Raw genomic sequence first — 18770 nt, 5'->3', positions numbered from 1 at the left:
GAATTATTTGGGAGAAAGAATAATGGCAAAAGAATTTGGCCGCCAACAGCGCGTTTCTCAGGAGTTGCAGAAAGAGATCGCAATTATCCTGCAGCGCGAAATTAAAGATCCACGTCTCGGTATGATGGTGACGGTTTCGGGCGTCGAAGTGTCGCGCGATCTTGCCTATGCCAAGGTGTTTGTGACCTTTTTGAATGATAAAGATGAAGAAGCAGTGCAAAACGGCCTGAAGGCGCTGAAAGAAGCCTCTGGCTATATCCGTACGCTGGTAGGTAAAGCGATGCGCCTGCGCATCGTGCCGGAGCTAACCTTCTTCTACGACAACTCTCTGATCGAAGGTATGCGCATGTCGAACCTGGTCAGCAACGTTATTAAGAGCGATGTTGAGCGTCGTGGCGATAGCCCGGCGGAAGATGACAAGGAGGACTAATGAGTCGTCCTCGTCGTCGCGGTCGCGACGTCCACGGTGTGTTTCTGCTGGATAAGCACCAAGGCGCATCTTCCAATGATGTGCTGCAGAAAGTAAAACGTCTGTTCAACGCGAACAAAGCGGGCCACACCGGCGCCCTCGATCCCCTGGCGACCGGCATGCTGCCGATTTGCCTCGGCGAAGCCACCAAGTTTTCGCAGTATCTGCTCGATTCGGACAAGCGTTATCGCGTCATTGCTCGCCTGGGTGAACGCACCGATACGTCTGATGCCGACGGTAATATTGTTGAGACGCGTGCAATTACTTTTGATCAGGCGGCACTGAATGCAGCGCTGGACTATTTTCGTGGCGACACCATGCAGGTGCCGACCATGTTCTCCGCGCTGAAGTATCAGGGACGCAAGCTATACGAGTACGCACGTGAAGGCATAACTGTGCCGCGTGAAGCGCGCCCGATCAAAGTGTTTGAGCTGCAGTTTATTCGCTGGGAAGGTGATGAACTGGAGCTGGAGATTCACGTCTCTAAAGGCACTTACATCCGCACTATCATCGACGATCTCGGTGAACGGCTTGGCTGCGGTGCGCACGTTATCATGCTGCGTCGTCTGCAGGTGGCGCGTTATCCGATCGAAAGAATGGTGACGCTGGAGCAGCTGCAGGAAGTGGCGGCCACCGTCAACATGGCGGAAACGCCGGATTACAGTGCGCTCGATGCGTTATTGCTGCCGATGGATAGTCCGGCAGAAGAGTTCCCGATAGTGAATTTGCTGCCTACGGTGGCGGCTTATTTCAAACAAGGTATGCCGGTTCAGGTGGCGGATGCGCCGGAACAGGGATTGGTACGCGTGACGGAAGGTGATGAGCAAAAATTCATTGGTATGGCCGAAATCGCCGACGATGGACGCGTGGCGCCGCGTCGTCTGGTGGTAGAATTTCCTGTGTAATCAAGCCTCCCGCATTTGACCTAACGGCGCATTTGCGTTGCTATCAGGCGAAGAGTAGAATGGCGCGGCTTTAAAAGCGGGCTGCTGAATTAGAGATCGGCACCCATACATTCATTATCCAACGGAGTTTATTATGTCTCTAAGCGTAGAAGCTAAAGCAGAGATCGTTGCTAAATACGGTCGTGGTACCAACGACAGCGGTTCAACTGAAGTTCAGGTTGCTCTGCTGACTGCTCAGATTAACCACCTGCAGGGTCACTTCTCTGAGCACAAGAAAGATCACCACAGCCGTCGCGGTCTGCTGCGCATGGTATCTCAGCGTCGTAAGCTGCTGGACTACCTGAAGCGTAAAGACGTTGCTCGCTACACCGGTCTGATCGAAAGCCTGGGTCTGCGTCGCTAAGTCTGAAGAATCTGATCAAGGATGTAGCGCATGCACCATGCAAAAAAACGCATCTGACGATCAGATTTGTGCGAGTTTCGCGAAAAGGGGGCCTTTATGGCCCCTTTTTTCGAGCAATCCGCAGCAATCCGGACCAAACTCATGTATTGTTGCAGAGAGTGATCTTTGCTTGCAGAGGTTCGCGCGGCTAATGAGAGGCTTTACCGCATGGGCGGTTAAGGTTGTCATTAGTCGCGAGGATGCAACTGAAGATCGGTAATCCCCGGCGCGCCAGAATGGGCTGCGCCTCTGAATTTAAGGACTTAAATTTTGCTGAACCCGATCGTACGCAAATTCCAATATGGTCAGCATACCGTCACGCTGGAAACCGGCATGATGGCGCGCCAGGCTACCGCTGCAGTAATGGTGAGCATGGATGACACTGCTGTATTCGTTACCGTTGTTGGCCAGAAAAAAACTAAACCAGGTCAGGATTTCTTCCCGCTGACGGTTAACTATCAGGAGCGTACTTACGCTGCTGGTCGTATCCCGGGTAGCTTCTTCCGTCGTGAAGGCCGTCCAAGCGAAGGCGAAACCCTGATCTCACGCCTGATTGACCGTCCAGTTCGTCCGCTGTTCCCGGAAGGCTTCATTAACGAAGTCCAGGTTATTGCAACCGTTGTTTCTGTTAACCCACAGGTTAACCCTGACATCGTTGCGATGATCGGCGCATCTGCTGCGCTGGCTCTGTCAGGTCTGCCGTTCAATGGCCCAATCGGCGCAGCGCGCGTGGGTTATATTAACGATCAGTACGTACTGAACCCAACTGCTGATGAAATCAACGAATCACGTCTGAACCTGGTTGTTGCCGGTACCCAGAACGCGGTGCTGATGGTGGAATCAGAAGCTGACATCCTTACTGAAGAGCAGATGCTGGGCGCTGTGGTATACGGCCACGACCAACAGCAGATCGTTATCGAAAACATCAATGCGCTGGTTGCCGAAGCGGGTAAACCACGTTGGGATTGGCAGCCACTGCCAACTAACGATGCACTGATCGCACGCGTTACTGCACTGGCAGAAGCGGGCATCAGCGATGCCTATCGCATCACTGATAAGCAAGAGCGTTACACTCAGGTTGGCGCAGTGAAAGACGCGACCATTGCTGCACTGCAGGCTGAAGATGAAACGCTGGATGCTGGCGATATCGCTGACATCGTTCACGACCTTGAGAAGAGTGTTGTTCGAAGCCGCATCATCCGTGGCGAACCGCGTATCGATGGCCGTGAGAAAGATATGATTCGTGGCCTGGATGTGCGCACTGGCGTACTGCCACGCACGCACGGTTCTTCACTGTTTACCCGTGGTGAAACGCAGGCGCTGGTTACCGCAACATTGGGTACCGCACGTGATGCGCAGAATCTGGATGAGTTGATGGGCGAGCGTACTGATAGCTTCCTGTTCCACTACAACTTCCCTCCATACTGCGTGGGCGAAACCGGTATGGTTGGCTCACCGAAGCGTCGTGAAATTGGTCACGGTCGTCTGGCGAAGCGCGGCGTGCTGGCAGTAATGCCTAAGCAAGCTGATTTCCCCTACACCGTGCGTGTGGTTTCAGAGATCACTGAATCTAACGGTTCTTCTTCAATGGCTTCCGTGTGCGGTGCATCTCTGGCACTGATGGATGCTGGCGTACCGATCAAAGCTGCCGTAGCCGGTATTGCGATGGGTCTGGTTAAAGAAGCCGACAACTTTGTGGTTCTGTCTGACATCCTGGGTGACGAAGATCACCTCGGCGATATGGACTTTAAAGTAGCGGGTAGCCGCGATGGTATCACTGCGCTGCAGATGGATATCAAAATCGAAGGCATCACCCGCGAAATCATGCAGGTTGCTCTGAACCAAGCGAAGGGTGCGCGTCTGCACATTCTGAGCGTGATGGAACAGGCAATCAGCACGCCGCGTCAGGAAATTTCTGAGTTCGCGCCGCGCATTTACACCATCAAAATCAGTTCAGACAAGATCAAAGATGTCATCGGTAAAGGCGGCTCAGTGATCCGTGCGCTGACCGAAGAAACCGGCACCACCATCGAAATCGAAGATGACGGTACCGTGAAGATTGCTGCTACTGATGGCCTGAAAGCCAAAGAAGCCATTCGTCGTATCGAAGAGATCACTGCTGAGATCGAAGTTGGCCGCGTTTACTCTGGTAAAGTGACACGTATCGTTGATTTCGGTGCCTTCGTGGCAATCGGCGGCGGTAAAGAAGGTTTGGTGCACATCTCTCAGATCGCCGACAAGCGCGTAGAGAAAGTGACCGATTACCTGCAGATGGGCCAGGAAGTTCCAGTGAAAGTAATGGAAGTGGACCGTCAGGGACGTGTACGCCTGAGCATCAAAGAAGCGACAGAGCAGAAACCAGCGGAAGAAGTTGCTACCGCTGCATCTGATGCATCTGACGCCGAGTAAGCGTTTACCGATTTACCTCTCCCTGCTTTGCGGGGAGAGGTGTTTAGATCATCGCGAGGGCGGGAATCCTTGTGCACAGCAGGAGGATGACAGGATGGTTGTCCCAATGTTTGTATTCGGGAGTGGGAAATGAAGCCTTTTTTGCGCTGGTGTTTTGTTGCGACAGCTATCACGCTGGCAGGATGCAGCAACTCCAATTGGCGTAAGAACGAAGTTCTGGCAGTACCTTTGCAGCCCACACTGCAGCAAGAGGTGATCCTGGCGCGAATGGAACAAATTCTTGCCAGTCGTGCCCTGACCGATGATGAACGCGCACAGCTATTATATGAGCGCGGAGTGTTGTATGATAGTTTGGGTCTGAGGGCATTAGCGCGGAACGATTTTTCGCAAGCGCTGTCTATAAGACCAGATATGCCTGAGGTATTTAACTATCTCGGTATATACTTAACGCAGGCAGGCAACTTTGATGCTGCCTATGAAGCGTTTGATTCTGTACTTGAGCTTGATCCAACTTACAACTATGCGCATTTAAACCGTGGTATCGCCCTCTATTACGGCGGTCGATACAAGTTAGCGCAAGATGATCTGCTGGCGTTTTATCAAGACGATCCTAACGATCCATTCCGCAGCCTTTGGCTCTATCTCGTTGAAAGCGATATGGATGCCGACAAGGCAAAAGTTACGCTGAGACAGCGTCATGACAAAGCGGTTCGCGATCAATGGGGATGGAATATTGTCGAGTTCTACCTTGGCGACATCAGTGAAAAAACGCTGATGGAACGTCTCAAGGCGGACGCAACGGATAACACCTCGCTCGCTGAACATCTCAGTGAAACCAACTTCTATTTAGGTAAGTATTACCTAAGTCTGGGGGAGAAGGACGACGCGAAAGCGTTGTTCAAACTGGCGGTGGCCAACAACGTAAATAACTTTGTTGAGCACCGATACGCATTGTTGGAACTGGCGCAACTCGGCCAGACACAAGACGATTTATCAGAATCTGACCAGCAATAGCTGACGAACTTTTATTGCCTGAATACCTGTAAAGTCATCATCTTCAGAGATGAGGGCTTTTCTGTTCGTCAAAACTTCTAATTTGAGCCGGTTCACACTTTTTGATGAAAATGACTGAAAGTTTTCACGACGAGTTATGTAGACTGGCCGCCGCAATCTAAGAGGCACGTGTACTACATGACTGATATTCAAACCACTTTTGCTGACCTTGGCCTGAACGCCGACATCCTCGAATCACTGAACGGTATGGGCTACGTAAAGCCTTCTCCAATCCAGGCTGAGTGTATTCCTCATCTGCTGGCTGGCCGTGACGTGTTGGGTATGGCGCAGACCGGTAGTGGTAAAACTGCGGCATTCTCACTGCCGCTGCTAAACAACATTGATGCTACTGTTAAAGCACCGCAAATTTTGGTGCTGGCACCTACCCGCGAATTGGCGGTACAGGTTGCTGAAGCCGTCACAGAATTCTCTAAACACATGCGTGGCATTAACGTGGTAGCCCTGTACGGCGGCCAACGTTATGACGTACAGCTGCGCGCCCTGCGTCAGGGACCACAAGTTGTTGTGGGTACCCCTGGTCGTCTGCTGGATCACCTGAAGCGTGGCACGTTAGATCTGTCTAATCTGCGCGGTCTGGTGCTGGACGAAGCGGATGAAATGCTGCGTATGGGCTTCATCGAAGACGTTGAAACCATCATGGCGCAGATTCCAGACGGTCATCAGACCGCGCTGTTCTCAGCCACCATGCCAGAAGCGATTCGCCGTATTACCAAGCGTTTCATGAAAGATCCACAGGAAGTGCGCATTCAGTCAAGCCTGACTACGCGCCCGGACATTTCTCAGTCTTACTGGACCGCTTACGGCCGTAAAACTGATGCGCTGGTTCGTTTCCTGGAAGCGGAAGATTTCGATGCAGCCATCATCTTCGTGCGTACCAAAAATGCCACGCTGGAAGTGGCCGAAGCGCTGGAGCGCAGCGGTTACAACAGTGCAGCACTGAACGGTGACATGAACCAGGCACTGCGTGAGCAGACGCTGGAGCGTTTGAAAGATGGTCGTCTCGACATCCTGATCGCGACCGACGTTGCAGCACGTGGTCTGGACGTTGAGCGTATCAGTCTGGTTGTAAACTTTGATATCCCAATGGATGCAGAGTCTTACGTTCACCGTATCGGCCGTACCGGCCGTGCAGGTCGTGCAGGTCGTGCGTTGCTGTTCGTTGAGAACCGCGAGCGTCGTCTGCTGCGCAACATCGAACGTACCATGAAGCTGACCATTCCAGAAGTTGAGCTGCCGAACGCAGAACTGCTGGGTGAGCGTCGTCTGGCTAAGTTCGCGGCTAAAGTACAGCAGCAGCTGGAAAGCAGCGATCTGGACCAGTACCGCGCACTGCTGAGCAAAATGCAGCCGGGCGAAGATCTGGATATCGAAACGCTGGCCGCAGCACTGCTGAAAATGGCTCAGGGCGAACGTCCACTGATTCTGCCACCAGAAGCACCGCGTCCAGCGCGTCGCGAGTTCAGCGATCGTCCTGACCGTGGTGAGCGTCGCGATTCACGTGATTCTCGTGGTCCACGCGAAAGCCGTGACAGCCGCGATGGCGATCGTCCACGTCGTGAACGTCGTGACGTTGGCGAAATGCAGCTGTATCGCATTGAAGTGGGCCGTGATGATGGTGTTGAAGTTCGTCACATCGTTGGCGCGATCGCTAACGAAGGCGACATCAGCAGCCGTTACATCGGTAACATCAAGCTGTTTGGTACTCACTCAACCATCGAGCTGCCGAAAGGCATGCCGGGCGAAGTGCTGCAGCACTTTACTCGTACGCGTATTCTGAACAAACCGATGAATATGCAGCTGATGGGTGATGCGCCAGTGCACGAGCGCAGCGAACGTCGTCCATCTGCTGGTGGCGAACGTCGTGGCAATGGCGCACCGCGCGGTGATGGTGCTCCACGTGGCGAAGGCGCTCCACGTCGCTTCTCCGAACGTCGTGAAGGTGGCCGTGAAGGCGGACGCTTCAGCCGTGAAGGTGGTCGTGGCCCGCGTCCAGAAGGCGCTGCTGCATCACGTCGTCGTGACGCATAAGCGATAAACGCGAAAAGTAAAAAGGGACGCTAACGCGTCCCTTTTTTTATGCGCGTGGAAGGTAAATTTTACACGCCACCAGCAATCAGCACGCGTTCACCGCTAACGTAAGCTGACTCTTCTGACGCCATAAACAGCGCCACCTGCGCCACATCTTCCGGCAAGCCAAAGCGTCCGAGCGGCGTTGCCGCTATCAGCTGTGCTTTCAACTCCGGGTGCATCTTCTTCGCCGCCAGCAAACCTTCGGTTAAAATAATGCCGGGTGCTAACGCATTGACGCGAATATTACGTGGCCCAAGCTCGCGTGCGAGGCCCTGCGTTAAGGTATCGATCGCGCCTTTGGTTGCTGCCCAAAGCACCGAGCCGGGCGTGCAGCGTTGGCTATTTAAAGCGCTAAGGTTGATGATGGAACCGCCGCGTGCGGGGAAATGTTTTGCCGCCTGCTGACACACCAGTAAGGTACCCAGCAGATTCACATTCAGCTGCTGCTGCATCTCGCTGAGGCTAAGCTCGGCAAAGTCACCGTGGTGAAAAATCCCGGCGTTATTCACCACAATTTCGGGCGCGCCAAACTGCTCAATGCTGCTAGCGAACAAGCGCTGCACATCGGCCTCGCGTGAAATATCAGCCTGTACGGCGATGGCGTCGCTACCCAGCGCCTGAATGTCGGTCACCACATCCGCCGCACCCACTTCGTCCTGAAGATAATTCACCACCACCCGAGCACCGGCCGCCGCGAAAGTCATGGCGATGGCGGCACCAATGCCTTTCGAAGCGCCCGTCACCAGCGCAATTTTGCCTTCAAGTGTTTTCATCGTGTCTCTCCACCTGAGATTTCGGGGAAGATAAAGCATGCGCTGTCCATACATTCAGGTGGTAGCGCAATCCTGCAAGCTTCTTGCACGATCCTGCAAATCTGCTGTTCAAGGACTAGTCGCAGCGCCAACCACAAGCGAGAATATCAAATCAGTGATTTCTTACCGCGGAGCACCGAGCGCATGATTCATCAGGAACAATGGCAGCAGTTGGTGGCAATTATTGCCCGCCACGCACCGCAGGATGGTCGTCACTATTGCCCAATCGACTTTCTCTCTTTCGGCCGCAGTTCTCAGCCCACCAGTTTGGCGCACGTGGCGACCTGGGCGAGCTTTGCCCTGATCGCGCAGGGGCAAAAAGCGCTGCGCATGGGTGATGAAGTGATGCATTACGGGCCGGGCGATTTACTGTTGGTGACGCTTGATATGCCGGTGCAATCCTGCGTGGTCATGGCGACGCCAGAGAAACCGAATCTTGGTGTGGGCATCACCATCAACGAAACGCGTCTGATGCGTTATCTGGAACACTTTCCGCACCATCAACTCGGCAGCACGGCGGTGAGCGAGCGCGGTATCGCCGTGCATAAAGTCGCGCCACCGTTGGTGGATGCGGTGATGCGTTTAGTCGAGTTGCTGGATCATCCGCAGGACATAGCCGCGCTGGCACCGTTGATTGAGCAGGAGATTTTCTATCGTTTGCTGACTGGACCCGAAGGGCCGCGCATTCTCAACATGGCGTTGACGGAACGGCCAGGCAACAAAGTGGCGCGCGCCGCGCGTTGGCTACGCGAAAACTTTCATCAGCCGTTGAAAATGGATTTTCTGGCAAGCAGCGTAGGGATGAGTATTTCGTCGCTGCATCATCACTTTAAAGCGGTAACGGCGATGACGCCGATGCAGTATCAAAAGCAGCTGCGGCTCAACGAGGCGCGGCGTTTGATGTTGATTGAGAAGCTGGATGCCGGCACGGCGGGTTATCGGGTGGGTTATCAAAGTGCTTCGCAGTTCAGTCGTGAATACAGCCGTTTTCACGGTCAGTCACCGGCGCGAGACGTGCGAACCCTTGCGGTGGGCCCAGAGTGGTTAAACCCACCGCAATGAGGTTTACAGCGTGCGCGCTGCTTCCATTGCCAGCGCGAAGGAGCGCAGACGCGCCTGCGAATCGTAAATCTGGCCGTTAACCATAATCTCGTCCGCCTGGGTTTCACGCATCAGCGCGGCGAGGCCGCTGCGGACTTTATCGCTATCGCCGACAATCGACATGCTGAGTGCCTGCTGCACGCCATATTGCTCGGACGGCGACCACAGATGATCCATGTTCTCCACCGGCGCAGGTAGCGGACCCGGTTTGCCGCGACGCAGGTTAATAAACTGCTGCTGCATCGAGGTGAACAGGAAGCGGGCGTCACGTTCGCTATCGGCTGCGACGACGTTGACGCACACCATCGCATACGGCTTCGCCAGACGCGCGGAAGGTTTGAATTTCTCACGATAGAGATGCAGCGCCTGGAACAGCAGATCCGGCGCGAAATGCGAGGCAAATGCAAACGGCAAACCCAGCTGAGCAGCCAGTTGCGCGCTGTACAGGCTGGAACCGAGCAGCCACACCGGAATTTTCAATCCTAAACCTGGAACCGGTTGTACTGGCGGATGTTCTCCCTCTTCGGCGTCAAACCAGCGGATCAGTTCAGAGACATCTTCCGGAAAACTATCTGCCTGGCCGCTGGAAAGATGACGACGCAACGCCAGCATGGTGCGTTGGTCGGAACCCGGCGCGCGGCCCAGTCCCAAATCGATGCGCCCAGGATAGAGTGACTCGAGGGTACCAAACTGTTCGGCGATCACCAGCGGCGCGTGATTGGGCAGCATAATGCCGCCTGAACCGAGGCGCAGCGTTTCGGTATTAGCCGCTAAATAGCCAATCAGCACTGACGTCGCGGCGCTGGCAATCCCCGTCATATTATGGTGTTCCGCCAGCCAGTAGCGGTGAAAGCCCAGTGCTTCGGATTGACGGGCCAGTGCCAGCGAATTATGGAACGCGTCGCGTGCAGTGGAACCTTGTGGAATAGGGGCCAGATCCAACACGGACAGGCGAACAGTTTTTTTCTCAGACATGGGCACTCCAAATAGGGATGGCGCAGGTGTTTAGTCGGACCTGCGCTTGTGAGTATTACTCATCGTTACCTATATTAAAACTGCTAATAACAGCAGGAATATAGCCGGAATGTGCCTTTACCTGCCGCCTTCCAGTGCCATTCCCGCCAGGCGACGCCAATAACCATTACAATCACTGCCGCGCGCCATCATTAGCGGTGCCTGACCGGCTTCGTTGGCGCGGAAGCGATCCACTTCGGCGAGCGTACTTTCGCCCTGGGGCGACAAACGCACAATGTCGATCCAGTTATGCATGCCGCTCAGGTCATTGCCGAGGTTGTAGCAATAGCCGCTCATGGTCTGAATGCCGTTGAGCACAAACACCTGCTGGCCTTCCTGCGAGAGCACGCGACGGCCGGTTGGGTAATTGATGCAGCAGGTTTGGCAATCATCTTTGCCACGATTCTCGGCGCGTGCGGTAAAGCAGCGTGCTGACAGCGCCAGCGGCAGATGACCATAGCCAAGCACTTCCACCTCAAATTGTTCGCGCACACCCGCCGCATCGCACTGTTGCAGCAGTTGAATCAGCCAGTCGCGGGACATCTCCACCGGAATGCACCAGCGCGTCATGCCTTCTTTCAACAACAGTTGCAGCGTCTGCGCGTTATACACATTCAGCGTTGGGCCGGCGACAAACGGCAATTTGCGCTCCGCCGCCATGTTCACGGTGCCGATATCATTGGCTTCCAGCAGGAACTCACCGTTCTCGACATAGCGGCGCAGCTCTTTGACTTCCGATGGCGACTGCAGCAGTGCCAACGTACTCAGCACCACTTGCTTGCCCTGCAGCGCTAGCATGCGCGCGATGTCCATCCATTGATGGAACGAGGTGGCGCGTCTTTTACTGCAGACGGCTTCGCCGAGATAAATGATCTCCGCGCTGCTCTCGGCGGCGCGTTGATAAAAGGTTTCCAGCGTTGCAGTTGGCCAGTACCACAGCACCGGCCCGATGGCGTATTTCATGCGATCTCCTTATTGCCAGTCACGGTGATAAGCACCGAGCGTGGTTTGGCTGCCTTCTGATAACTCGCCCAGCGCCTGCATCCAGGGTTCCTGCACGGCATACTGTCCCGGCGATGCCATGCAGCGATCAATGGCCTGACGCCACACTTTCGCTACCTGCGCCACATAGGCCGGGCTGCGCTGGCGTCCTTCAATTTTCACCGAGGCAATGTTGGCGCGCAGCAGTTCAGGCAGCAGCGACAAGGTGTTCAGGCTGGTGGGCTCCTCCAGTACGTGATAGAGCTGGTTATCCACTTCGTAACGGCCTTTGCACAATGTAGGATAGCCAGCGCTCTCGTCGGGCGCGTAACGGTCAATCAGCACCTCATTCAGGCGCGATTCCATGCCTTTTGGCGTCTGCTGCCAACGCACAAATTTCGCCGGCGAGCAGGCTCCCGCGCTGTTAGGCGACTCGCCGGTCAGCCAGGAAGAGAGGTAGCAGCGGCCTTCAGCCATAATGCACAGGCTACCGAAAGCGAACACTTCCAGCGGTACCGGCGTTTCACGCGCCAGCTGTTTGACCTGATGCATCGACAGCACGCGCGGCAGCACCACGCGGCTGAGTTGAAAATGACGATGGTAAAAATGGATGGCCTGCAGATTGGTGGCGGAGGCCTGTACCGAAAGGTGACGCTCAACCTGCGGATAGTGTTTTGCCGCGTACTCCAGCGTGGCAATATCGGCCAGAATCAACGCATCCGCGCCGTTCTGAGCGGCAACATCAATCGCGCTTTGCCAGCGATTGATGCCATCAGGATGGGCGAAGGTGTTGATTGCCACATGCAGTTTGCGCCGATGCTGATGCAGATAGCGTGCGGCTTCAGCCAGTTTCTTATCGGTAAAATTGAGGCCAGCAAAGTGGCGGGCATTGGTATCGTCTTTCAGGCCGACATACACCGCGTCAGCACCATGCTCCACCGCCGATTTCAGCGCAGGCAAATTCCCCGCCGGACACAGCAGTTCCATACATTTTCCTCCCCGGATTCTGAAGCCGAAGAGTGTAAATAACTGACCCGACAGCAATGTTGATTTAAGGCAGTGAAAGCGGCATTGATGATCGGGAGTGAAGGTTTTTCGTCCAGCCAGGCGGCGATTTCCTTGATCTCAGTGGAGGCGAAGCCGGTCAGATGTGGCAAAATAGATGAAATTTTCTGAAGGGAATGACGATGATGTTTGCGCGCTTACGCGGTCTGATTGTTGAAAAAGGGCCAGAATTCCTTGCTTTACCTGTTTCCATTACCCCTTTCCCGCTAAAAAAAGCTATTCTGCAACAACTCCTAAACTGGCAATTTCGTCATGCTTTGTCTGAAGGTGAGTTAGACTTTCTGGAAGGGCGTTATCTGGGGATTGAGGTTGCCGATGTGAATCTGCGCTGGATCACCACCCTGCAAGCAGGGCGCCTGACCGTTTCGCGCGACACCGAGGCTGATGTCTGGTTTCGCGGTGAAGCCAACGATCTGTTGCTGGTGGCAGCACGCAAAGCGGATCCCGATATGTTGTTCTTTCAACGCCGTCTGGTGATTGAAGGTGACACTGAGCTAGGACTTGAGGTGAAAAACCTGATGGATGCCATTGAACTGGATGCCATGCCCACGCCATTACGCACGGGATTGCAGCAGCTCGCTGCTTTTATTGAGGCAGGAATGAAACAGGACGCGAAGGCCGCTGAGGCGCGCGCGGGGATCTCATGTTGATTCGTACTGAAATTGGCGTTGATGCAGTAGGCATCGATAGCCTGTTAAAGCGCAGTTTTGCTACCGCTGCCGAAGCGGAACTGATACAGCAACTGCGCGAAGATGGCTTGCTGACTCTCGGTGTAGTTGCCACGGATGATGAAGGTCAGGTGCTGGGTTATGCCGCTTTCAGTCCGGTGACCCTGCAGGGAGAAGACCGCAACTGGGTCGCTTTGGCGCCGCTCGCCGTGGATGAATCGGTGCGCAAACAGGGCCTTGCTAAACGGCTGGTGTATGAAGGATTGGATTCACTGAATGAGTTCAGCTACAGCGCCGTGGTGGTGCTGGGCGATCCTGAGTTCTACAATCCACTCGGATTTGAACCGGCGGCACGTCATGGTTTGCACTGTCGCTGGTTAGGCAGTGAAGCGGCCTTTCAGGTCTACAAACTGGCCGACGATGCGTTTGTCGGTGCAGAAGGGCTGATCGAATTCGCGCTGCCGTTTAACCGTTTCGACTAAACCAGGCCACTAAGCAGGGCGGCTGCTGTGCAACCAGCAGCAGCTTTTGCGCGCGGCTCAGCTGCTTCACCTGATATTCCAGGCGTGACGCCGCCGCCCGATCGCCCGCATCGCAGTGAAACACCAGCGTCAGCGGGCCCTTGCCACGCAGCGAACGCGCGCCGCGTCCCTGCTGATGCTGTTGCAGCCGACGATTAACATCGGTGGTGATGCCGGTATACAGCATGCCTGCGGCGGTTTGTAGCAGATAAAGCTGCCAGCCTTGTTCCATCATACTTATCCCGAAAATTAGCTGGCAGGCAGTGTAGCGCGCTTCAGGCTGCATCGCTATTCGCCGCACGGAGTCCAATTTTGTCCGACCATGCTCATCTGATTCGCTACTTAAAAAAACAGCACGTGCTGTCGTTATCTGCCAGCCACGGCGACGATCTGTGGTGTGCCAACTGCTTTTATGTATTTGATGCCGCGAACATGGCGTTCTGGCTGATGACTGAACCAGACACGCGCCATGGCGCATTAATCCAGTCAAATCCGCGCGTGGCGGGCACGGTGAATGGCCAGCCCAAAAGTGTGCTGCTGATTAAAGGCGTGCAGTATCGCGGCGTGATTAAGCTGCTAAGCGGAGACAGGGAAGTTATTGCGCGTCACGCCTATCAGAAGCGTTTTCCAGTGGCAAAGAAAGTCACCGCACCGCTATGGGAAATCGTGCTCGACGAAGTGAAGATGACCGACAATGCGCTGGGCTTTGGCAAAAAGATTATATGGACCCGGCCTTAGGGCCGCCATTCACGGCGACCCCAATGCAGGAAAAACTATCAGGCCGCGTTCAAAATCCGCAGCGACTCGCGATTAAACGCGGGCAGGTCTTCAGGCGTGCGGCTGGTAACTAACTTGTCATCATCCACCACCACTTCTTTATCGTAAAAATCCGCACCGGCATTACGCAGATCGATGGCGATGGCTTTTACGCTGGTCATTTTGCGGCCGCGCACGCCGTTCGCGCTGATCAGCAGCTGCGGGCCATGGCAAATGGCAAACACCGGCTTGCCGCTGGCGACAAACTCCCTGGTGAAGTTGACGAAGCGATCGTCACCGCGCAGGGCATCGGGAGAGTGTCCGCCGGGCAGCAGCAGCGCATCGAACTCGGCTGCATTCACATCATCAATAGCCTTGTCGATGTTGACCTCAGCTTTACCCTGTTTCCCTTTAACGATGTTGCCGGCCTTAAACTCGATGGTAACCACTTCATGGCCCGCCTGAGTGTAAGCCTCCGCCGGTGAGGTAAACTCTGAGTCTTCAAATTCATCGGTAATCAGTACCGCTATTTTCTTGCTCATCTTTTTTCCTCCTTGTTGATCACGAACCTTATGTTCGTTGCACTTCTAACCCAACAAGCCTGGTAGCCATGTCGCAAAAAGCAAGCCAGCCGGCAATTCTTCCGGGAGGTAAATTTCCGCGCCGGATCAAGTTTAGGCGATTTCCACATGGCGCAATGAAATGACCTGAATGACACTAAGGCCTTTCCGCCGCGTATCCTAACGCGGCATCGTTATTCAGTTGAATACGGAATTCCGTGATGACCCAACTCCCTTCTCATGCCCCGGCGACACGCTTCGCCTGGTGGAAACCGCTGCTGTTCCTCGCCGTGGTAGTAATCGGCCTGTGGTATGTCAAATGGCAGCCTTATTACGGCAAAGCCTTTACTGCTGCCGAAACGCATTCGATCGGTAAATCGATTCTGGCCAATGCGGCGGACTCACCGCGGCGCGCGGCGCTTGATTACGCCATGGTCTATTTCCTCGCCGTGTGGAAAGCGGCCGTGCTCGGGGTGATCCTCGGATCGTTGGTGCAGGTGCTGATTCCGCGCGCCTGGCTGCTGCGTCTGATGGGCAGCTCACGCTTTGGCTCGACGCTGATGGGCACTGGATTAGGTTTGCCGGGCATGATGTGCAGCTGCTGTGCGGCACCAGTGACCGCTGGCTTACGTCAGTCACAGGTTTCCAGCGGTGCGGCGATGGCGTTCTGGCTGGCGAATCCGCTGCTCAATCCTGCCACGCTGATTTTTATGGGCTTTGTGCTCGGCTGGCATTTTGCGGCGATTCGGCTGGTGGCAGGTTTGATGATGGTGTTGGGCATCGCGTGGCTGGTGCAGTGCAGCGTGCCGGATCAAGCCGTTACCGCGCCCGTTATCCCGGCCCGCGATGAACAGCCGTTTCTGTCACGCTGGCTGCGGGTGATGTGGCGACTGTTCTGCAACACCATTCCGCTGTATATCGTCGCGGTATTGTTGCTCGGCGCCGCGCGCGTGTGGCTGTTCCCGCACGCGGATGGCGCGGTGGGTAATACGCTGTTTTGGGTGATGTTGATGGCAATCGCCGGCTGCCTGTTTGTGATTCCTACCGCCGCGGAAATCCCGATTGTGCAGACCATGATGCTGGCGGGCATGGGCATTGCGCCCGCGCTGGCGTTATTAGTCACGCTGCCCGCCGTGAGTGTGCCGTCGTTATTGATGCTGCATCGCGCCTTTCCCGCACGGGCGCTGTGGATCGCGCTGATCGGCGTGGCAGGCAGCGGCATGCTGCTCGGCGTGCTCGCTTTGTGGCTGGCGTAACCACCAAATCTTCTGATTGCGGCTGCCGCGCCACAGCAGCCGCGCATCTTTCTCCGCTTCGATAAAGCGTCCATCAATCAGCACATCAATTTCCTCCACCACTTCGCGCTGCGCCGCGCTGAGTTCCGCCATTTCATATCCGGTCCACAGCCAGATATCCTTATCCGGACACTCACGCCGCACGCGTTTCACCAGACGACGTATATGCGGCACGTTGTGCGGATGCAGCGGATCGCCGCCGCTCAGCGACAAGCCCTGGCGCGCAATGCGCCGATCGTTAAGATCGGCGATCAGCTGCTCTTCCATCTCCAGCGTAAACGGCACGCCGGAATCCAGCCGCCACGTGCTTTGGTTGTAGCAGCCGCGACATTGATGTTCGCAGCCCGCGACAAACAGCGTGCAGCGCGTGCCGGGCCCGTTAACGATATCAACCGGATAATAGCCGTGGATGCGCATCATCCCAGTTTTCCTGTCTCCAGATGTTTAACGCGCCGCTGTACTTCTTGCTGCTTACCGGCGTTAAACGGACGCGCATCCGGGCTGCCGAGATAGCCACACACGCGGCGCGTCACCGACACGCGCGCCGGATCGTGATTACCACAGCATGGGCAGGTAAACCCTTTGCTGGTGCAGCTGAACTCGCCGCTAAAGCCGCATTCGTAGCACTCATCAATCGGCGTGTTGGTGCCGTAATAGGGCACGCGGTGATAGCTGTAATCCCAGACATCTTCGAGCGCCTTGAGGTTGTGCTGGATGTTGGGATATTCGCCGTAACAGATGAATCCGCCGTTAGCGATGGCGGGATAGGGCGCTTCAAAGTCGATCTTGTCGTACGGATTGACCTTCTTCTCAACGTCGAGATGGAAGCTGTTGGTGTAATACCCTTTGTCGGTAACGCCGGCCACCACGCCAAATTCTGCGGCATCGAGGCGACAGAAGCGGTCGCACAGATTCTCGCTCGGCGTGCTGTACAAGCTGAAGCCGTAGCCGGTTTCCGCTTTCCACGCATCCACCGCGCGGCGCAGGTGCGTGACAATCGCCACGCCTTTTTCCCGCAGGTAATCGGCGTCATACGGATGCACTTGGTTGCCGCTCAGCGCATTCAGCGTTTCATGCAAGCCGATGTAGCCAAGGGAAATTGAGGCGCGGCCGTTGCGGAAAATGGCGCCCACTTCGTCATCCGCTTTCAGGCGCACGCCGCAGGCACCTTCCATATAGAGAATCGGCGCTACGCGCGCTTTGGTTTTTTCCAACCGGGCGATACGCGTCATTAAGGCACGTTTCGCCAGCGCCAGACGTTCATCGAGCAAGCGCCAGAACTGCGCTTCATCGCCTTTAGCTTGCAGCGCGATACGCGGCAGATTGAGGCTAATGACGCCAATATTGTTGCGGCCTTCGTGAATCTGCTCGCCGTTCTCCTCGTAGACGCCAAGAAAGCTACGGCAGCCCATCGGGGTTTTAAACGAGCCGGTCACTTCCACCACTTTTTCGTAGTTGAGGATATCCGGATACATGCGCTTGCTGGCGCACTCTAACGCCAGTTGCTTGATATCGTAATTAACATCGGCAGGCCGACGATTCACGCCTTCGCGGATAGCAAACACCAGTTTCGGGAACACCGCGGTTTTGTGATTTTTGCCCAATCCGGCAATGCGGTTGCGCAGAATGGATTGCTGGATCAGGCGCGCGGCCCAGTCGGTGCCGAGGCCAAAGCCAAAGGTGACAAACGGCGTCTGGCCGTTGGCGGTGTGCAGCGTATTCACTTCATATTCCAGCGACTGAAACGCGTCGTAGCACTCTTTCTCGGTGCGAACGCGCGCATAGGCTTCGGCATCCGGAATCTGCCATTCCAGCGCCACCGCGCGGTGTTTTTCCAGACTGAGCGTAACGAACGGTGCCAGCACTTCATCAATGCGATTGATGGTGGTGCCGCCGTAAATGTGGCTGGCGACCTGCGCGATGATCTGTGCGGTCACCGCCGTGGCGGTGGCGATTGATTTGGGCGGCTCGATCTCGGCGTTGCCCATCTTAAAACCGTGGGTCAGCATGCCGTGCAGATCGATTAGCATGCAGTTAAACATCGGGAAGAACGGGGAATAGTCGAGATCGTGATAGTGGATGTCACCACGTTCATGCGCCAGCACCACATCGCGTGGCAAGAGTTGCTGCTGAGCGTAATGTTTGGCGACGATGCCAGCCAGCAAATCGCGCTGGGTGGGAATCACTTTACTGTCTTTATTCGCGTTTTCATTGAGCAGTGCGGCGTTGGTTTGCTCCACTAAACCGCGAATAGCGTGATGCAGTTTACCGCGCTGCTCGCGTGCTAAATCGCGGTCATGGCGATATTCGATGTAGGCACGCGCCAGCTGCGGCCAGCGTCCGCTCATTAGCGTCTCTTCCACCGCACACTGAATGTCGCGGATATCCACTTCAGCCTTGTCAGCCAGCTGTTGACTGACCTGCGCCGCCACTTGCGCGCACCACGCCGTATCATCGATTTGTACCGCAGCTGCAGCCGCGTTGACTGCCGCCTCGATCCGCTGCGCATCAAACGGCACTCTGCAGCCGTCACGCTTAATCACCACCGTCGCCATTTCTTCTCCATGAAACTATATGTAGATAATTTTAAGGAGTTTAATCGCTATATGTGGTGTTTGCGCTGAGATT

At 55.3% G+C, this 18770-nt stretch carries 20 protein-coding genes; 12 read left to right on the top strand and 8 right to left on the bottom strand.

Annotated elements, in window-relative coordinates; genetic code table 11:
- Nucleotides 1–22: 22 nt before the first annotated feature.
- The 7 genes from rbfA to DEU53_RS18980 all read left to right on the top strand — a co-directional run bounded on the left by rbfA (nt 23) and on the right by DEU53_RS18980 (nt 7327).
- Nucleotides 23–430, top strand: a complete 408-nt coding sequence (gene rbfA / locus DEU53_RS19010) for a 30S ribosome-binding factor RbfA (RefSeq protein ID WP_101762250.1) — start codon at nt 23–25, stop codon at nt 428–430.
- Complete coding sequence (truB, locus tag DEU53_RS19005) at nt 430–1374, top strand: tRNA pseudouridine(55) synthase TruB (RefSeq protein ID WP_110868066.1); 945 nt, start codon at nt 430–432, stop codon at nt 1372–1374. Before rbfA ends, truB begins: the two co-directional genes overlap by 1 nt.
- Nucleotides 1375–1507: 133 nt before the next feature.
- On the top strand, nt 1508–1777 hold the full coding sequence (gene rpsO / locus DEU53_RS19000) for a 30S ribosomal protein S15 (protein ID WP_036620269.1): 270 nt from the start codon (nt 1508–1510) through the stop codon (nt 1775–1777).
- A gap of 309 nt (nt 1778–2086) precedes the next feature.
- Entirely contained in the window at nt 2087–4225 is a 2139-nt protein-coding gene (gene pnp, locus DEU53_RS18995) for a polyribonucleotide nucleotidyltransferase (RefSeq protein WP_101762248.1), read from the top strand.
- A gap of 129 nt (nt 4226–4354) precedes the next feature.
- Complete coding sequence (nlpI, locus tag DEU53_RS18990; RefSeq protein ID WP_008104288.1) at nt 4355–5239, top strand: lipoprotein NlpI; 885 nt, start codon at nt 4355–4357, stop codon at nt 5237–5239.
- Nucleotides 5240–5343: 104 nt separating this feature from the next.
- Entirely contained in the window at nt 5344–5400 is a 57-nt protein-coding gene (yrbN, locus tag DEU53_RS23335) for a protein YrbN (RefSeq protein ID WP_098053093.1), read from the top strand.
- A gap of 16 nt (nt 5401–5416) precedes the next feature.
- Nucleotides 5417–7327 carry a DEAD/DEAH family ATP-dependent RNA helicase gene (locus tag DEU53_RS18980; protein ID WP_110868065.1) on the top strand — a complete coding sequence of 637 codons (1911 nt, stop codon included), beginning with the start codon at nt 5417–5419 and terminating at the stop codon, nt 7325–7327.
- A gap of 68 nt (nt 7328–7395) precedes the next feature.
- Here the strand turns inward: DEU53_RS18980 and DEU53_RS18975 are convergent, their stop codons facing one another.
- A complete protein-coding gene (locus DEU53_RS18975) occupies nt 7396–8142 on the bottom strand; it encodes an SDR family NAD(P)-dependent oxidoreductase (RefSeq protein WP_110868064.1) in 747 nt (248 codons plus the stop codon).
- A gap of 183 nt (nt 8143–8325) precedes the next feature.
- Between DEU53_RS18975 and DEU53_RS18970 the strand changes: the two genes are divergently transcribed.
- Nucleotides 8326–9243: an AraC family transcriptional regulator gene (locus DEU53_RS18970; RefSeq protein ID WP_110868063.1), complete on the top strand. Its 918-nt coding sequence runs from the start codon at nt 8326–8328 to the stop codon at nt 9241–9243.
- Between the two features lie 3 nt (nt 9244–9246).
- Here DEU53_RS18970 and DEU53_RS18965 read toward each other — a convergent pair whose 3' ends face one another.
- The 3 genes from DEU53_RS18965 to DEU53_RS18955 all read right to left on the bottom strand — a co-directional run bounded on the left by DEU53_RS18965 (nt 9247) and on the right by DEU53_RS18955 (nt 12264).
- Nucleotides 9247–10257, bottom strand: coding sequence for a luciferase-like monooxygenase (locus DEU53_RS18965; RefSeq protein WP_110868062.1), 1011 nt, complete (start codon nt 10255–10257; stop codon nt 9247–9249).
- Between the two features lie 117 nt (nt 10258–10374).
- The gene (locus tag DEU53_RS18960; protein WP_101762243.1) at nt 10375–11259 is read right to left on the bottom strand and encodes a U32 family peptidase; all 885 of its coding nucleotides are present in this window, start codon (nt 11257–11259) and stop codon (nt 10375–10377) included.
- 9 nt (nt 11260–11268) lie between these two features.
- Nucleotides 11269–12264: a peptidase U32 family protein gene (locus DEU53_RS18955; protein WP_110868061.1), complete on the bottom strand. Its 996-nt coding sequence runs from the start codon at nt 12262–12264 to the stop codon at nt 11269–11271.
- Between the two features lie 203 nt (nt 12265–12467).
- Here DEU53_RS18955 and DEU53_RS18950 point away from each other — a divergent pair, with 203 nt between their 5' ends.
- Together DEU53_RS18950 and DEU53_RS18945 are read left to right on the top strand one after the other, a co-directional pair.
- Nucleotides 12468–12992: an SCP2 domain-containing protein gene (locus DEU53_RS18950; protein WP_036648365.1), complete on the top strand. Its 525-nt coding sequence runs from the start codon at nt 12468–12470 to the stop codon at nt 12990–12992.
- Nucleotides 12986–13492, top strand: a complete 507-nt coding sequence (locus DEU53_RS18945) for a GNAT family N-acetyltransferase (protein WP_110868060.1) — start codon at nt 12986–12988, stop codon at nt 13490–13492. The genes DEU53_RS18950 and DEU53_RS18945 overlap by 7 nt, the downstream gene beginning before the upstream one ends.
- Here DEU53_RS18945 and DEU53_RS18940 read toward each other — a convergent pair.
- A complete protein-coding gene (locus DEU53_RS18940) occupies nt 13476–13763 on the bottom strand; it encodes a GIY-YIG nuclease family protein (protein WP_101762240.1) in 288 nt (95 codons plus the stop codon). The two genes, DEU53_RS18945 and DEU53_RS18940, sit on opposite strands and share 17 nt — an antisense overlap.
- Nucleotides 13764–13843: 80 nt before the next feature.
- Between DEU53_RS18940 and DEU53_RS18935 the strand changes: the two genes are divergently transcribed.
- A complete protein-coding gene (locus DEU53_RS18935) occupies nt 13844–14269 on the top strand; it encodes a YhbP family protein (RefSeq protein ID WP_110868059.1) in 426 nt (141 codons plus the stop codon).
- A 38-nt stretch (nt 14270–14307) separates the two neighbouring features.
- Here the strand turns inward: DEU53_RS18935 and DEU53_RS18930 are convergent, their stop codons facing one another.
- Nucleotides 14308–14829, bottom strand: coding sequence for a type 1 glutamine amidotransferase domain-containing protein (locus DEU53_RS18930; RefSeq protein WP_101762238.1), 522 nt, complete (start codon nt 14827–14829; stop codon nt 14308–14310).
- A 239-nt stretch (nt 14830–15068) separates the two neighbouring features.
- Between DEU53_RS18930 and DEU53_RS18925 the strand changes: the two genes are divergently transcribed.
- Complete coding sequence (locus DEU53_RS18925) at nt 15069–16103, top strand: permease (RefSeq protein ID WP_110868058.1); 1035 nt, start codon at nt 15069–15071, stop codon at nt 16101–16103.
- Here DEU53_RS18925 and nrdG read toward each other — a convergent pair.
- Nucleotides 15996–16562, bottom strand: a complete 567-nt coding sequence (gene nrdG / locus DEU53_RS18920) for an anaerobic ribonucleoside-triphosphate reductase-activating protein (protein WP_110868057.1) — start codon at nt 16560–16562, stop codon at nt 15996–15998. The two genes, DEU53_RS18925 and nrdG, sit on opposite strands and share 108 nt — an antisense overlap.
- Nucleotides 16559–18697, bottom strand: a complete 2139-nt coding sequence (gene nrdD / locus DEU53_RS18915; protein WP_110868056.1) for an anaerobic ribonucleoside-triphosphate reductase — start codon at nt 18695–18697, stop codon at nt 16559–16561. Before nrdD ends, nrdG begins: the two co-directional genes overlap by 4 nt.
- Nucleotides 18698–18770 lie beyond the last annotated feature (73 nt).

This window comes from Pantoea sp. AG1095 (assembly GCF_003208415.1).
Taxonomy (GTDB): Bacteria; Pseudomonadota; Gammaproteobacteria; order Enterobacterales; family Enterobacteriaceae; genus Pantoea; species Pantoea leporis.
This window is presented reverse-complemented; position numbering and strand designations above follow the sequence as displayed.

Coding starts and splice junctions, on each gene's coding strand:
- rbfA (WP_101762250.1), top strand. CDS start 23: ATGGCAAAAGAATTTGGCCGCCAACAGCGCGTTTCTCAGGAGTTGCAG.
- truB (WP_110868066.1), top strand. CDS start 430: ATGAGTCGTCCTCGTCGTCGCGGTCGCGACGTCCACGGTGTGTTTCTG.
- rpsO (WP_036620269.1), top strand. CDS start 1,508: ATGTCTCTAAGCGTAGAAGCTAAAGCAGAGATCGTTGCTAAATACGGT.
- nlpI (WP_008104288.1), top strand. CDS start 4,355: ATGAAGCCTTTTTTGCGCTGGTGTTTTGTTGCGACAGCTATCACGCTG.
- DEU53_RS18980 (WP_110868065.1), top strand. CDS start 5,417: ATGACTGATATTCAAACCACTTTTGCTGACCTTGGCCTGAACGCCGAC.
- DEU53_RS18975 (WP_110868064.1), bottom strand. CDS start 8,142: ATGAAAACACTTGAAGGCAAAATTGCGCTGGTGACGGGCGCTTCGAAA.
- DEU53_RS18970 (WP_110868063.1), top strand. CDS start 8,326: ATGATTCATCAGGAACAATGGCAGCAGTTGGTGGCAATTATTGCCCGC.
- DEU53_RS18965 (WP_110868062.1), bottom strand. CDS start 10,257: ATGTCTGAGAAAAAAACTGTTCGCCTGTCCGTGTTGGATCTGGCCCCT.
- DEU53_RS18960 (WP_101762243.1), bottom strand. CDS start 11,259: ATGAAATACGCCATCGGGCCGGTGCTGTGGTACTGGCCAACTGCAACG.
- DEU53_RS18955 (WP_110868061.1), bottom strand. CDS start 12,264: ATGGAACTGCTGTGTCCGGCGGGGAATTTGCCTGCGCTGAAATCGGCG.
- DEU53_RS18950 (WP_036648365.1), top strand. CDS start 12,468: ATGTTTGCGCGCTTACGCGGTCTGATTGTTGAAAAAGGGCCAGAATTC.
- DEU53_RS18945 (WP_110868060.1), top strand. CDS start 12,986: ATGTTGATTCGTACTGAAATTGGCGTTGATGCAGTAGGCATCGATAGC.
- DEU53_RS18940 (WP_101762240.1), bottom strand. CDS start 13,763: ATGGAACAAGGCTGGCAGCTTTATCTGCTACAAACCGCCGCAGGCATG.
- DEU53_RS18930 (WP_101762238.1), bottom strand. CDS start 14,829: ATGAGCAAGAAAATAGCGGTACTGATTACCGATGAATTTGAAGACTCA.
- DEU53_RS18925 (WP_110868058.1), top strand. CDS start 15,069: ATGACCCAACTCCCTTCTCATGCCCCGGCGACACGCTTCGCCTGGTGG.
- nrdG (WP_110868057.1), bottom strand. CDS start 16,562: ATGATGCGCATCCACGGCTATTATCCGGTTGATATCGTTAACGGGCCC.
- nrdD (WP_110868056.1), bottom strand. CDS start 18,697: ATGGCGACGGTGGTGATTAAGCGTGACGGCTGCAGAGTGCCGTTTGAT.